The sequence below is a fragment of the Brevibacillus sp. GCM10020057 genome (assembly GCF_042683565.1).
Taxonomy (GTDB): Bacteria; Bacillota; Bacilli; order Brevibacillales; family Brevibacillaceae; genus Brevibacillus.
Genome location: NZ_JBHUJW010000042.1, coordinates 13960 through 28759 on the forward strand (window position 1 = coordinate 13960; position 14800 = coordinate 28759).

Consider the following 14800-nt stretch of genomic DNA (forward strand, 5'->3'; position numbering starts at 1 on the left):
GTCAACCTCCCGCTGCCGGGCATTCCGGCAGTTTTTTTTATGAACTGTAATGAAAAGCGGCATGAATCGTCAAATTACTAGGAGAAAGCAAAAAGGTGGTTCAGCTATGGACAAAAACGACTTGATCGAGCAATGGTTTCTGCGCTATGGGGATGATATTTACAAGTTTCTCGTCTACTACACCGGCAGCAGAGACGTAGAGGATCTGGTTCAGGACGTTTTTCTGAAAGCACTCGGTTCCGTAGCATCGTTTGCAGGCAGGGCGCAGCCGAAGACATGGCTTTTGACCATCGCCCGCAATACCGCCGTCGATCACGCCCGCAAACAGCGACTGCGGCGCTGGCTTCCCGACATGTGGCTGTCGCATCTTACCTCAGAGGAAAAGTCGCCGGAGGAGCTGATGGACATGCAGGAGGAGCAGCAAGCACTCTATCGCGCCATTCGGCAAATAAAGCCAGCCTATCGCGAAGTGCTCATCCTCCGGGGCATCAAAGGTCTGTCTGCCAAGGAAACCGCGCAGATTTTGGGCTGGTCGGAAAGCAAGGTCAATGTCACCTTGCACCGGGCCATGAAGGCGGTCAAAGACAGACTGGAGCTGGAGGGAAAGGAGCTGATCGGAAATGTCATATAAAACGGATGAACAACTGCTGGAAGAACTTGCCAAACTCCCCGATGTCGAGATGTCGCCCGAAGCCAAACAAAAAATCATTACTACGATACGATCCAAGGAGGCTCACAACATGGAACACATCATGCACACACGCCGATTTAACCGCCTGGGAAAAGGACTCGCTGTCTGCTCTATTCTGGTCGCAGTCTGCTGGATGGGGGCAACGCTCATCCAATCCAATCAGCCGGCAGCGCTGCCCGAAGCGTCCACCGGGGCAGCTAACGGAGGGACCCCTGCACCATCTGCTCCCCAGCACGAGCCTGGACCCGGCAAAGTCACGCACCCTGCTGCTCCGACTGCGCCCCAATCCGAAGCGCTGCTCAACCAGATTCGCAAGGAAGCGAAAAAAGGCGCAGTCATCAACGCGCCGTTCACCGTAGAGACGACCGTATTCGATGCCGTCGAAAAAGCATGGGGCGCTCCTGACAGCTCCCGGTATTCCAACGGCCTCACCTACGCCGCCTACGCCAAGCGCAACGTCGTCATCGGCTACAACAAAGGCATGCAGATCGCGGACATCCGTTCTCTCGATCCCCGGCTGCAAAAGATCACCTTGGCCGAGATTGAGCAAAAATGGGGCAAACCAAACCGCGTCGGCGAGTTTGCCGGCCAGCAAATTTACACCTACGATGTGACCGACAAATACCAGGTCAAATTCGCCTTCGAGCCGTCTTCCGGAAGCAACGCGATGACGCTCGTCAGCTACAGCGTGTACTATCCGCAAGGCAACCGCAACCTGATGGCGGATTTGAACACCACCGAGCTGTTGACCACCCTGCGCGACCTGGCGAAGAACGGACAGACACTGGGCAGCGAGTTCCATGTGGAAAAAGACGTGTTTGACACTGTCGAACAGCAATGGGGCAAACCGGATCTCGTCTCCTACGTGAACGGCATTACGTACAACACCTACCGCGATCGCGGCCTCGTCTTCGGCTTCAACAAAGGCATGCAGATCGTCGACATTCGCTCCTACAACTACCAGCTGCAATACGTTACCCTGGCCGACGTCGTGCAGACGCTGGGCAAACCGCAAAGCACAGCCAATGTGGCAGGGCAAACGATCTACACGTACAAAGTAAGCGACAGCTACGAACTGAAAATCGTCTTCTCCGGCATTGCCGATGGGACCAATGACACCAAGCTGTTCATCGATCACGTCAACGTTTTTTACCCGAGAGGCACGATCAACAACATGGCAGGCTAAGGCACGCGGAGCCACTGGTTTCCCGCTCTGCTGAACGCGGGCGGGGAAGGCGCATCGCAGCCTGCCCGCAAAGCAAAAGACGACCAGCGCAACAGTCGCATTGGTCGTCTTTTGCATGTGTATTTATTTGCCAAGGATGTAGCCTTCCAGCTCATCCAGTACTTTGTTCGCTGCGATTACGCCGCCGGATGTGTTCCAGATGGTGTCGTCCACTTTGTACGCTTTGCCTGCTTTCACCACGTTCAGGTTTTTCCAGAGAGGATCGTTGGTCCACTCTTGCTCCAGCTTGGACGCTTCGCCTTTGCCTGTCTCGTAGGTGAAGTAGAACATGATGTCGCCATCCATTTCCGGAATGCGCTCTTTCGTCACTTCTGCTGCGAAATCGTCTTTGTCTTGGGCAGCAGGGCGTGCGAGGCCAAGGTCTTGGAAGATTGCGCCGGTGAAGGTGTTTTTGTAGTAAATGCGCACTTTACCCGGCATGAAACGAACGACGGATACTTGCGTTTTCAGCTTGTCGCCAGCTTTTGCCTTGAAGTCTTCTACACGTTTGTTCCAGTCGGCGATGATTTTTTCGCCTTCTGCTTTTTTGTTGACAGCTTCTGCGTACAGCAGGAAGTTTTCTTTCCAGTCGCCGCGCGGTTCTTCTACGAATACGGTCGGCGCGATGGCAGACAGCTGTTGGTAAATTTTCTCATGACGGAATTTCATACCGAGAATCAGGTCCGGTTTCAGAGCAGCAATCGCTTCGAGGTTTGGCTGACTCTCGGTACCTACCAGTTTTGTGCCTTCCAGGTCTTTCGCTACGAAGTCAAAGAATTTCGTCGGGTCGATCGTGGAGCCTACTCCCCCAACCGGTTTGATCCCCAGAGCGATCAGTGTTTCTTCCCCTTGGTTGGTGAGCACCACTACGCGCTGCGGTGTACCTTTGATCGTAGTTTCACCCATTGCATGTTTGACGGTGTAGGATTGGTCAGAGGAACCGGTAGAAGTGCCGGCAGACTGCTCGGCCGGTTTTTGTTCAGCAGGCTTTTGCTCTGTCGCTTGCTGCCCTCCGCCGCCGCAACCGGTCACAATCAGCAGCAGAGCCATCAGAACTGCGAAAAATGCTTTTCCGCCCGTGGTCCGATATGTACGGGAAAACATGATGAGAAGACCCCTTTCTTTTGTGTCCATTGAGAATAAAACTCATTAACAATGACTATCCTACATGCCCGCCTGTGAGAAGTCAACAACAAATTGATAATGAATATCAACATCATTGACACATGGCGTTCCTGCCACTACACTTACATTGTGTAAGCTTTTTCGCGCCTATTAATGAAATCAAAAAGACCAAACCGAAAGATAGGATGTAGTCGAATGAACTCATTACTGTCAAGAAACTATCTTAAAATTATTGGAGTGGCTGCGGCGTTAATCCTGATCACGTACCTGAGCTACGCCAGCCTCGTGTTTGGCGTGATCGACACCAGTTGGCATACCGCCATCGATGCCTATACGCATTTCGACGGCTCGAATGAGCACATCGCGATCAAGGAGCTCCGCGTCCCTCGCGTGCTGAACGCCATCACGGTAGGCTTTTGCCTCGGGATTGCGGGGACGCTTCTGCAATCGCTCACGCGCAATCCGGTAGCGGATGTCGAACTGTTCGGTCTAAACGCCGGCGCCTCCCTCTTCGTCGTGTTCGCCGTTACCTTCGTAGGCATCAACTCCCTTGGCGAATTTACCTGGATCTCGTTTCTCGGCGCTGCCGTCGCCGGATTCATCGTCTACCTGCTCGGCTCGCTGGGCAGAGACGGGCTGACTCCGGTGAAGCTGGTCCTCGCCGGAGCTGCCATCACCGCACTCGCTTCGTCGATCCGCCACGGGATGATGGTGCTGAACGAAAAAGCGACAGATGAGATCCTGTTCTGGCTCTCCGGCTCCGTCGGGGGAAGAAAGCTGGAGTATCTTTCGACCGTCTTTCCGTATATGATCGTCGCCTGGGTCGCTGCCTTCATCCTGGCCCGGCCCATTCAGACGCTGCTCATGGGCGACGACGTAGCCAAAGGGCTCGGCCAGCGCACACTGCTGGTCAAGATCGCTACCGGTGCCGTCATCGTCCTGCTGTCCGGATGCTCCGTAGCCGTCGCCGGTCCAATCGGCTTCGTCGGTCTCGTCACTCCGCATCTGGCGCGTTATCTCGTGGGATTCGACACCCGCTGGATCTTGTTGTACAGCGGATTGCTTGGTGCCATTCTCCTGCTGATAGCGGACATCGCTGCTCGCTTCGTCGCGATGCCTGCTGAAGTGCCCATTGGCGTCATGACCGCCCTGATCGGCATCCCGTTCTTCATCTATGTCGCACGAAAGGGGCTGGATAAAGGATGAAAGACTATTGGTCGCTTCGCGTAGGCAAACGCCTGGCTTCCTTTCAGCTACATAAAAAAACGCTGCTGTTTAGCCTGATTGCGCTCCTGCTGACTTTTGCCGTGGCTGTCGTCAGTCTGGGGATGGGCGAAATGTCCATCAAGCCGCTCGACGTGCTCAAAGTGCTGCTTGGCACCGGAGATGAGCAGAATGCCCTGATTGTCCAGCAGTTCCGCATGCCGCGCATCCTCGTCGCCATTCTGGTCGGCGCCGCGCTCGCGGCGTCTGGGGCGATCATGCAAGGCATCGTCCGCAATCCGTTGGCCGCTCCCGACATCCTTGGCGTCTCTGGCGGCGCTTCGATCGCTGCGGTCGGCTTTTTGCTCCTGTTTGAAACAGCCAGCATCAAATGGCTGCCGCCTACCGCATTCGCGGGTGCCCTCCTCACCACGCTGCTTCTGTACGGGCTGGCCTGGAAAAAGGGCGTCACTCCGCTCCGGCTCGTGATGATCGGCGTCGGAATCAAGATTGCGGCAGGCGCGATCGTTACGATCCTGATCATGTTCAGCCCGTTTCTTTTGCAAAACAAGGCGCTGCTCTGGCTTACCGGAAGCATTTACGGCGTGGACTGGAACGATGTGTTCATGATCCTTCCGTGGGTCGTCATCCTGATTTTCATGGCAGCGCTGCTCTCCCGCCGGGTAAACATCCAGCAGCTCGGGGACGACCTCTCGACGAGTCTGGGAAGCATCCTGCAGCTCGACCGTTTCATCCTGCTGATGATCTGCGCAGCCCTGACCGGAACTGCCGTCTCTGTCGCCGGGGACATCAGCTTCGTCGCCCTGCTCGCGCCGCACATCGCCAAGCAGCTGGTCGGCCCGTCCTTTGGCGGAGCTTTGCCGCTCGCAGCTTCCATCGGCGCCCTGATCGTGCTCGCGGCCGACCTGATCGCCCGCATGGCCTTTACCCCTATCGAAGTTCCCGCAGGCGTCTTTACATCAGCAGTCGGCGCCCCGTTTTTCATTTATCTGCTTTATAAAAACCGAAATCGCTAATGGAAGGAGACGAGATGATCATGCACGCTTTGGAAACCCGTCAGCTCACGTTGTCCTATGGAGAGCGCAACATCATCGAAGGGCTCAATCTGCACATCCCTCGCGGCAAAATTACCGTCTTTATCGGCAGCAACGGCAGCGGGAAATCGACTCTGCTCCGCTCTCTCGCCCGCCTGCTCAAACCAAAGGAAGGCGCGATCCTGCTCGAAGGCGAATCCATCGCCAAGCGCTCGACCAAGGAAGTCGCGAAAAAGCTCGCAATTTTGCCGCAGGGACCTACTGCTCCTGAAGGCTTGACGGTGCTGCAACTGGTCAAACAAGGCCGCTATCCGTACCAAAACTGGCTCCAGCAATGGTCCGAGGAAGACGAGAAAATGGTCAACCGAGCGCTCGAAGCCACACAGCTGACCGCTCTCGCCAATCGGCCGGTCGACTCGCTCTCCGGCGGTCAGCGCCAGCGCGCCTGGATCGCCATGACGCTGGCCCAGGGCACCGAAACCATTTTGCTGGACGAACCGACGACCTATCTCGATATGTCGCACCAGATTGAGATTCTCGATCTGCTGTTCGAGCTGAACGCAGCGGAGCAGCGCACCATCGTCATGGTGCTGCACGATCTGAACCTGGCGTGCCGCTACGCCCACCACATCGTCGCGGTGCACGACACGACCGTCGTGGCAGAAGGCGCTCCCGCCGACGTGCTGACGACCGAACTCGTGCGTACCGTATTCGACATGGATTGCCAAATTACGCTCGATCCCCTGTACGGCACGCCGATGTGCATTCCGTACAGCAAGAGCAAGCTGGCAGCGGCTGTCCCGAAGCGCATATCCGCGCTTCTCTCCTGACAAGGACCCCCTGACTCCACTGCCTTCCCCATACCTAGCGAACCATAAGCGATGACGTTTTTCACAAAAGAAGGGCTGCAGCCACGGTAGAGTACCTCGTGGCTGCAGCCCTTGTCGCATTTGTATGGCCCAGCTTATTTTTTCAGGTTGTAGAAAGCAGCGCGGCCGCCGAAACGGGACGTATCGCCCAGCTCGTCCTCGATGCGCAGCAATTGGTTGTACTTCGCCACACGGTCAGTGCGGGAAGGCGCACCGGTCTTGATTTGACCCGCATTGGTCGCAACTGCGATGTCGGCGATGGTGGAGTCTTCGGTCTCGCCGGAGCGGTGGGAGATCACGGCAGTGTAGCCTGCGCGTTTCGCCATTTCGATCGCTTCAAAGGTCTCGGTCAGCGTACCGATCTGGTTCACTTTCACGAGAATGGAGTTGCCCGTAGCCGCTTCGATTCCGCGTGCCAGACGCTCTGTATTCGTCACGAACAGGTCGTCGCCTACGAGCTGCACTTTGCTGCCCAGTTTGTCCGTCAGCGCCTTCCAGCCATCCCAGTCGTCTTCGGACAAGCCGTCTTCGATGGAGATGATCGGGTATTTGCTCACCAGATCTTCATAGAACGCGATCATTTCTTCGGTCGTTTTGACGACGCCTTCACCCTCGAAGTGGTATTTGCCGTCTTTGAACATTTCTGTCGCCGCTACGTCAAGCGCCAGGAATACGTCTTTGCCTGGCTCGTAGCCGGCAGCCTTGATCGCATCCAGGATCGTAGTGATCGCTTCTTCGTTGGACTTGAGGTTTGGCGCAAAACCGCCCTCATCGCCCACTGCGGTGCTGAGTCCTTTTTGGGAGAGCACTTTTTTCAGGGAGTGGAAGATTTCCGCCCCTGTGCGCAGCGCTTCTTTGAAGGATTCTGCCCCGACAGGCATAACCATGAATTCCTGGATGTCGACGGTGTTGTCTGCGTGCTTGCCGCCGTTGAGGATGTTCATCATCGGAACCGGCAGTGTTCTCGCGTTGAAGCCGCCAAGGTAGTTGTACAGAGGCAGACCCAGGGAATCTGCAGCCGCGCGGGCTACCGCCATGGATACGCCAAGGATCGCATTTGCGCCCAGCTTGCTTTTGTTCGGCGTGCCGTCCAACTGGAGCATCGCCATGTCAACGCCTACTTGATCCAGCGCATCCATGCCGATCAGCTCCGGCGCGATGATTTCGTTTACGTTTTCGACTGCTTTCAGCACGCCTTTGCCCAGGTAGCGGGACTTGTCGCCGTCACGCAGCTCGACTGCCTCATAGGCACCGGTAGATGCACCCGATGGCACGGCAGCGCGGCCCATGGAGCCGTCTTCCAGATATACTTCCACTTCCACGGTAGGGTTGCCACGAGAGTCCATAATTTCGCGTGCGTAGATGTCTGTAATCATCGCCATTTCTCATCCATCTCCTTTTTTCCTGAGCGGGTTCGCCGCCATGATTGATTCATTGATAAAGCCACAGTAGGCACCATTTCAGTTTGTGCCACTGCGGGTTATTTTGCAAGTAATGATTTTCCAGACATTTCTGCAGGTTGCGTCACACCCAAAAGGTCGAGCAGCGTCGGCGAAAGGTCTGCCAAAATACCGTCTTCGCGCAAAGTAACGCCTTCCTTGGTCACGATGACAGGCACCGGATACGTGCTGTGCGACGTGATCGGGCGGCCCTCCGGATCGAGCATCAAATCGGCGTTGCCGTGGTCGGCTGTAATGACTGCCACTCCGCCCTTTTTCGTGATCGCTTCTACCACCCGGCCCAGGCAAGCGTCCACGGTCTCAACGGCTTTGATCGTCGGCTCCATTTTGCCGGAGTGGCCGACCATGTCGCAGTTGGCGAAGTTGAGGATGATCGCGTCGAAGTTGTCCGCTTCGATCTCGGCTACGACCGCATCGGTCACCTCGACCGCGCTCATCTCCGGTTTCAAATCGTAGGTGGCGACTTTCGGCGACGGGATGAGAATGCGCGTCTCGCCCGGAAACTCCTGCTCGCGTCCACCGCTGAAGAAGAACGTAACGTGCGGATACTTCTCCGTCTCGGCGATGCGCAGCTGTTTGAATCCTTGCTGGGACAGCACTTCGCCGAGCGTATTGTCCAGGTTGGCAGGCTTGTAGGCCACATAGCCGTCCACCGACTCGGAGAAATGCGTCAGGCAGACGAAGTGCAGATTGCGCGGATGCTTCTCTCCCCGGTCGAACCCGCGGAAGTCTTCGTTGGTGAACGCCTGCGAGATTTGAATCGCACGGTCCGGCCGGAAGTTGAAAAAGATGATGGCATCGCCGTCTGCAATCGTGGAAACGGGCTTGTCGTTCTCGTCGACCAGCACCGTCGGCATGACGAACTCGTCCATGATCGACTTCTCGTACGATTCCTTCACCGCTGTGATCGGATCGCGGTAAAACGGCGCGTCTGCATACACCATGGCGCGGTACGCCTTTTCGATCCGCTCCCAGCGCTTGTCGCGGTCCATCGCGTAGTAGCGACCCTGCAGAGTTGCGATCCTGCCTACACCGATTTCCGCGATTTTCGCTTGCAACTGCTCGATGTAGCCGACTGCGCTGTCCGGCGATACGTCGCGCCCGTCCAGGAAGCCGTGAATGTAGACGCGGTCAACGTTTTGCCTTTTCGCCATCTCGAGAATCGCGTACAGGTGGGCAATGTGGCTGTGCACGCCGCCGTCAGACAAAAGCCCGAACAGGTGCAGCTGCTTGTTGTTTTCCTTTACATGGCGGAACGCATTCAGCAAGGTCTCGTTTTCAAAAAACTCGCCTTCGCGGATCGCCTTCGTGATTCGGGTCAGGTCCTGATAGACGATGCGGCCTGCTCCGATGTTGAGATGGCCCACCTCGGAGTTGCCCATCTGCCCCTCCGGCAGTCCGACCGCGAGCCCGCTCGCCTCGAGAGTTGCGTGAGGATAGTGATTCCAGTAACGATCAAAGTTCGGTTTGTTCGCTTGCGCCACCGCGTTGCCGTACGTTTCATCGCGCAGGGCAAAGCCATCTACGATCAGCAGCGCAACCGGTTTCGGCCGATTTGCCATCTGTTTCTCCTCCTATTGCTGTGCAGCTCCGTTGACGAGCTGCAAGTAACTGTCTGCAATCAAACTGGCTCCTCCGACCAATGCGCCGTCGATATCCGGCTGGGCCATATAGCTGGCGATGTTCTCCGGCTTGACGCTGCCGCCGTACTGGATGCGGACTTTCGCTGCCGCCTCCTGGCCGAATCGCTCGGCGATGACCTGGCGGATGATCGCGATCGTCTCGTTGGCATCCTCCGCTGTAGACGATTTGCCTGTGCCAATCGCCCAGATCGGTTCGTAGGCGATGACCACATCCGCGAGCTGTGCCGCATCTACGCCTGTGAGAGCTGCCTCTGTCTGCGTGCGAACGACGTCTGCCGTCTCGCCCGCTTCCCGCTGCTCCAGGCTTTCCCCTACGCACACGATCGGCAGAAGTCCGTGCTTCAGAGCTGCCAGCACCTTTTTGTTGACGGTCTCGTCGGTTTCATTGAAATACTGGCGACGCTCGGAGTGGCCGAGGATGACGTACTTTACGCCGATTTCCTTCAGCATGCCCGGGCTGACCTCTCCGGTGAAAGCGCCCTGCTCCTCGTAGTGCATGTTTTGTGCGCCCAACGCGATGCCGCTGCCAGCGAGAAGCTGCCCCAGCGCCGGCAAAGCAGTAAACGGAGCGCACACCACTTTTTCTACCCCGGCAGCTGTGCTGGCCGCCTTGACCTCCTGCGCAAACGCCGTCGCCTCGGCGATCGTTTTGAACATCTTCCAGTTCCCCGCGATAATTGGCGTTCTCAAAAAAGTCTCCCCCTATTCGTGATCAGCGAGCACCGCTACGCCTGGCAGTTCTTTTCCTTCCATGAATTCCAGGGAAGCGCCGCCGCCTGTGGAAATGTGCGTCATTTGTTCGGCTACGCCTGCTTTCTCGACCGCTGCCACCGAGTCGCCGCCGCCGATGATGGTCGTGCCAGAGCATTCTGCCATCGCCTTTGCCACGCCGATCGTCCCTTGCGCAAAGGCGTCCATTTCAAACACGCCCATCGGCCCGTTCCATACGACGGTTTTGGAAGCGACGATTACCTGGTGGTATTGTTCCACGGTTTTCGGACCGATATCGAGTGCCATCCAGCCGTCCGGGATTGCGTCAATAGAGACGGTCTGTTTGTCCGCGTCGGCCGCAAACCGGTCTGCCACCACAACATCGACTGGCATGAGCAGCTGCACGCCACGCTCTTTTGCCTGCGCCATCAAGGTACGCGCGAGATCCAGCTTGTCATCCTCGCACAAGGAAGCACCGATGCCGTAGCCCTGTGCTTTGAGGAACGTATTCGCCATCCCGCCGCCGATGATCAAATGATCGACTTTGGTCAGCAGGTTTTCGATCACGGCGATTTTATCCTTCACCTTCGCGCCGCCGACGATCGCAGTAAACGGACGCTCCGGACGGGACAGAGCGCCGCCCAGGAAACGGATTTCCTTTTCCATCAAAAGGCCTGCGACAGCCGGTATGTACTCGGCAATTCCCGCTGTGGAGGCATGCGCGCGATGGGCTGCGCCAAAGGCATCGTTCACGAACAGATCCGCCAGCGCGGCAAAGCTCTTTGCAAGCTCCGGATCGTTCTTTTCTTCTCCCGCGTGGAAGCGCACGTTTTCCAGCAGGATAACGTCTCCTGCCTGCATTTGCTCCACGGCTGCCACAACTTCCGCTCCGACAGAATCATTCAGCTTTTTCACGTCCTTGCCCAGAAGAGCGGACAGATGAGCAGCGACCGGGGTCAGACGCATCTCTTCCACTACTTGCCCCTTCGGACGGCCAAAATGGCTCGCCAGGATTACTTTTGCCCCTGCTTCTGCCAGGTACTGAATGGTCGGCACGGCAGCGCGGATGCGCGTATCATCGGTAATCACCCCGTCCTGCATGGGCACGTTGAAGTCGACGCGGCAGAAGACGCGCTTGCCTGCCAGCTCAACATCGCGGATAGATTTCTTGTTCATGAACGATCCTCCCAAACAATGGCTTTTTTATTCGGAAACAAATATGGGAAAAGGGAGATCTCTCTCCCTTTATCCACAACAGTTCTATTTTACGTGTTACAGGCCGCGCTGCGCAACATAATGGCACAGGTCTACGACACGATTGGAGTAGCCCCACTCGTTATCGTACCAGGAGACTACTTTCACCATGTTGCCTTCCAGGACCATAGTCGAGAGCGCATCGATGGTGGAGGATGCCGGGTTGCCGTTGTAGTCGGAGGAGACCAATGGAGCTTCGGAGTAGCCAAGGATGCCTTTGAGCGGGCCCTCTGCTGCTTCTTTGAGCGCCTGGTTCACGTCTTCCACGGTTACATCGGTTTTCAGTTCTGCCACCAGGTCGACTACCGATACGTTCGGAGTCGGCACGCGCATGGCAAATCCGTTCAGTTTGCCTTTCAGCTCAGGCAGCACGAGCGCTACTGCTTTCGCTGCTCCTGTGGAGGTCGGAATGATGTTCTCGGCAGCTGCACGGGCACGGCGCAAGTCTTTGTGCGGCAGGTCGAGAATTTGCTGGTCGTTGGTGTAGGAGTGAACCGTCGTCATCAAACCGCGCACGATGCCGAACTTGTCGTGCAGTACTTTCGCGAACGGAGCCAGGCAGTTCGTGGTGCAGGAAGCGTTGGAAATAACGGTGTGTGCCGCAGGATCGTATTTGTCCTCGTTCACGCCCATGACCACAGTGATGTCTTCGTTGGTAGCCGGTGCGGAAATGATGACTTTTTTCGCTCCGCCTTCCAGGTGTTTCGCCGCATCTTCGCGTTTGGTGAAGCGGCCGGTGGATTCCACGACGATCTCAACGCCGTATTCCGCCCATTTCAGTTGAGCCGGGTCGCGCTCCGCGAGCACCTTGATTTCTTTGCCGCCGACGATCAGCGTATTTTCGCCTGCTTGCACATCGAGATCGAGCACGCCGTGAACGGAATCGTATTTCAGCAGGTGCGCCAGCGTTTGTGCATCTGTTAGGTCATTGACAGCGACGATTTCCACATCCGGATTGTTCAGCGCTGCGCGAAACACATTGCGTCCAATGCGACCAAAACCGTTAATTCCAACCTTTACCATAAGAATACCTCCTGCTTATATCGCTTTTTTATTGGAAAGAATTCCTCCTTCCGTCGAAAAGGTACGGGAGGAGAAAATCGTAACAATCGGCAACAGTAAGGAAAAGAACAGAAAGGGCAGCGTCTCCGCCGTCGACACGCCCAGCGTAATCGAGATCACCATCGCCAGCCCGTTCCACGGAATGAGAACAGGCATGACCAGCGTCGAGTCCAGCATCGTCTTGCCCAGCAGCTCGCGTCCTCCCTCCCGCTGCGTAAAGCGGTGGAGCAAGGTCGAGCCAAGGACGAGAATCGGAATCGTCTGATTACAGCTGATGATGACGACCAGCAAGGACAAGGCCGCAGCCTTGGCTACCAGAATCATGCTGTTTTTCGTCGAGCCCATCATTTTATCCACGATGGGAGTCACAAGTTTGGCCTTGTCTAAAATGCCGTTCAAAAAACCTGCCAGGGAGATCAGCAGCAGCACACTCAGAATCGACACCATTCCGCCGCCGTGCACCAGCTCATCCAGGGATGTGCCGGAATGCAGCTCGTAGCCGGTGAAGAGCGAGGTGAAGAACGTGCCCGCATCCAGCGACGTCGTCAAAAGCAAGAGAATCGCACTGGCCGCGATCCCGTAGAGCAAGGCCACGACCGCCTTCACCCGCAAGGAAAAGGAGGCGATGAGGACGAGCAGCGGCAGCATGAGCAGCCAGCTGATCTCGTAGTGGCTCGCCAGAAGCTCCTGATACGCCTGGATCGTATGGCCCGACCCGCCCTCCGTCCGGAAGAGGTCGAAGGCGAGGTACAAGAGCGCGCAAATCCCGACCGTCAGCCAGGCTGGGCGGCGCGTTTTCCTGTCCTGAGCTTCGGTCAACCCGACATTGGACAGGACGAGCAAGCGGCTGCTGGAAATCGGCGAGAATCGTTCGCCGACCATCGCTCCAGAGATCAGCGCTCCTGCGACCATTCCCCCCGGGATGCCGGCCGCATGGGCAATCCCCATCAGCGACAGGCCGATCGTGCTCAAGGTGCCGACAGACGTCCCGAGCAGGTAGCTGACGACAGAGGTCATGAGAAACGCCAGCACGAGCAAATAGTGGACGTTCACGATGGACAACCCGTAGTAGATGATGGCAGGAATCGTTCCGCCCATCATCAAGAGCGGGATCAACAGTCCCACCAAAAACAGGATCATCAGCACCGGCTTCGTCTGCTTGACACCTTCCCAGCCGAATACAAACTGCTGTCTCCAGGAATAGCCAATCCTTTGTACACTAAGCAGTGTGACCAGGATCGCGAAAACAATCCCCAGCGCGAGCGGAAATCCGATCGTCAAGCTGAGCGCGATACCGGCGATCAGCGAGAGAATCGGGAGCATCGCCGCCATAGGCATTACCATCAACTTCCTTCCTTCGTGCAGTCATGTGGACAACAGCGACTTGGCAGCCCCTTCGTCCGTGATAAGTACATTCTGACATGACTGCTTGGCAAAGGAAAGAATTGCTTTTGCCTTGCTTTCGCCTCCTGCGATGGAGAGCACCGTCTCCGCCTTGTGGACTTCTTCCAGCTGCAGCCCGATGGTCGGCATGCGCTGGACGATTTCTCCCGCTTCATTAAAGTAATACCCGAAGGCTTCCGAAACCGCTCCCGCTGCTTCCAGCTCCTGCAGCTCCTCCGGCGAGTAATTTCGCCTTCTTGCCATCGTCAGTGCATCGCCGATCCCATGCAGGACGATCCGGGTATCGCGCAGCAGGGTGAGGACATCCTGCACCTGCGGCTCTTTCACCAACGTCTGCAAGGCTTCCGGATGCAGGCGGTCCGGCACGTGCAACAGGCGGTAGGTGCCGCCAGTCCTGGCTGCCATGGCGGAGGCCAGCGTGTTGGCCTGCAGTTCTACCCGCTCTCCCAATCCGCCGCGGGCCGGGACAAACTGAACGTTGCGAAAAGCTGGGGATGGCGACAGATGTTTGGCAACACTGGCAATGGAGGTGCCGCCTGTGACAGCGACGATATCGCCCTCCTGTACCACCTGCTTGAGCACGCGTGCTCCCACGCGACCCAGCTCTTCCTTCACCCAAGGCGATTGGTCCGCATTGCCCGAAACGACGATGACTTCGGAGATTCCGAGCTTTTGCTGCAGGCGTTCGGCCAGCTCCTTCAAACCGAACAGTTCGCCAAATAGCGGCTCCATCTCATCGAGCACCTGCAAGCCCTCGGCGCTCAGGCTCATGCCCGCCGCCGTCACGTGAAGCAGCCCGTTTTCCTTCAGCAGCTCCACCTCTGCCCGCAAGATCCGCTCCGTCGTGTCCATGGCCTGGGCCAGGCCCCTTCTGCCGATCGGCTGCAGATGATAGATCGAGCGCAGCAGCATGTAGCGCTCGCGCAACACGTGAATCAGGTCAGGAAGCAGCTTTTGTTGCAACTCAATTAGTCGGCGCATGTACCTTCTTCCTCATTTGATATGAATGGCTTTGTTTTTTTCGGGACGTTTTCTGTCCCTCTATATACATTTTTTGTCCCGCTTGGTGCAAAAAAAAGAAAAACTTGTTACAACTCG

The 14800-nt window shown here is 56.7% G+C and carries 13 protein-coding genes; 5 read left to right on the plus strand and 8 right to left on the minus strand.

Annotation, left to right across the window (positions count from 1 at the left end):
• Positions 1-106: 106 nt before the first annotated feature.
• Both ACFSO0_RS13385 and ACFSO0_RS13390 read left to right on the plus strand, forming a co-directional pair.
• A complete protein-coding gene (locus ACFSO0_RS13385) occupies positions 107-631 on the plus strand; it encodes an RNA polymerase sigma factor (RefSeq protein ID WP_376881118.1) in 525 nt (174 codons plus the stop codon).
• On the plus strand, positions 621-1877 hold the full coding sequence (locus tag ACFSO0_RS13390; RefSeq protein WP_376881120.1) for a YjgB family protein: 1257 nt from the start codon (positions 621-623) through the stop codon (positions 1875-1877). The genes ACFSO0_RS13385 and ACFSO0_RS13390 overlap by 11 nt, the downstream gene beginning before the upstream one ends.
• Positions 1878-2000: 123 nt before the next feature.
• Here ACFSO0_RS13390 and ACFSO0_RS13395 read toward each other — a convergent pair whose 3' ends face one another.
• A complete protein-coding gene (locus ACFSO0_RS13395; RefSeq protein WP_376881122.1) occupies positions 2001-3020 on the minus strand; it encodes an ABC transporter substrate-binding protein in 1020 nt (339 codons plus the stop codon).
• A gap of 216 nt (positions 3021-3236) precedes the next feature.
• On the opposite strand from ACFSO0_RS13395, the gene ACFSO0_RS13400 reads away from it, so the two are divergent.
• The 3 genes from ACFSO0_RS13400 to ACFSO0_RS13410 are packed head-to-tail and all read left to right on the plus strand — an operon-like array spanning position 3237 to position 6129.
• The gene (locus ACFSO0_RS13400) at positions 3237-4247 is read left to right on the plus strand and encodes a FecCD family ABC transporter permease (RefSeq protein WP_376881125.1); all 1011 of its coding nucleotides are present in this window, start codon (positions 3237-3239) and stop codon (positions 4245-4247) included.
• On the plus strand, positions 4244-5281 hold the full coding sequence (locus ACFSO0_RS13405) for a FecCD family ABC transporter permease (RefSeq protein ID WP_376881128.1): 1038 nt from the start codon (positions 4244-4246) through the stop codon (positions 5279-5281). The genes ACFSO0_RS13400 and ACFSO0_RS13405 overlap by 4 nt, the downstream gene beginning before the upstream one ends.
• A gap of 20 nt (positions 5282-5301) precedes the next feature.
• Positions 5302-6129, plus strand: coding sequence for an ABC transporter ATP-binding protein (locus ACFSO0_RS13410; RefSeq protein ID WP_376881130.1), 828 nt, complete (start codon positions 5302-5304; stop codon positions 6127-6129).
• Positions 6130-6263: 134 nt separating this feature from the next.
• On the opposite strand, the gene eno is transcribed toward ACFSO0_RS13410, so the two are convergent.
• From eno to ACFSO0_RS13445, 7 genes are all read right to left on the minus strand, one after another.
• Positions 6264-7550, minus strand: coding sequence for a phosphopyruvate hydratase (gene eno / locus ACFSO0_RS13415; RefSeq protein WP_376881132.1), 1287 nt, complete (start codon positions 7548-7550; stop codon positions 6264-6266).
• A 98-nt stretch (positions 7551-7648) separates the two neighbouring features.
• On the minus strand, positions 7649-9190 hold the full coding sequence (gene gpmI / locus ACFSO0_RS13420; RefSeq protein ID WP_376881135.1) for a 2,3-bisphosphoglycerate-independent phosphoglycerate mutase: 1542 nt from the start codon (positions 9188-9190) through the stop codon (positions 7649-7651).
• Between the two features lie 12 nt (positions 9191-9202).
• Positions 9203-9961 carry a triose-phosphate isomerase gene (gene tpiA, locus ACFSO0_RS13425; RefSeq protein WP_376881137.1) on the minus strand — a complete coding sequence of 253 codons (759 nt, stop codon included), beginning with the start codon at positions 9959-9961 and terminating at the stop codon, positions 9203-9205.
• A 12-nt stretch (positions 9962-9973) separates the two neighbouring features.
• Positions 9974-11158 (minus strand): phosphoglycerate kinase, encoded by a 1185-nt coding sequence (locus ACFSO0_RS13430; RefSeq protein WP_376881140.1) that lies wholly within the window; start codon positions 11156-11158, stop codon positions 9974-9976.
• A 96-nt stretch (positions 11159-11254) separates the two neighbouring features.
• Positions 11255-12259 (minus strand): type I glyceraldehyde-3-phosphate dehydrogenase, encoded by a 1005-nt coding sequence (gene gap / locus ACFSO0_RS13435; protein WP_376881142.1) that lies wholly within the window; start codon positions 12257-12259, stop codon positions 11255-11257.
• Between the two features lie 15 nt (positions 12260-12274).
• Complete coding sequence (locus ACFSO0_RS13440) at positions 12275-13642, minus strand: Na+/H+ antiporter NhaC family protein (RefSeq protein ID WP_376881145.1); 1368 nt, start codon at positions 13640-13642, stop codon at positions 12275-12277.
• Positions 13643-13663: 21 nt separating this feature from the next.
• Positions 13664-14683 carry a sugar-binding transcriptional regulator gene (locus ACFSO0_RS13445; RefSeq protein ID WP_376881147.1) on the minus strand — a complete coding sequence of 340 codons (1020 nt, stop codon included), beginning with the start codon at positions 14681-14683 and terminating at the stop codon, positions 13664-13666.
• Between the last annotated feature and the right edge of the window lie 117 nt (positions 14684-14800).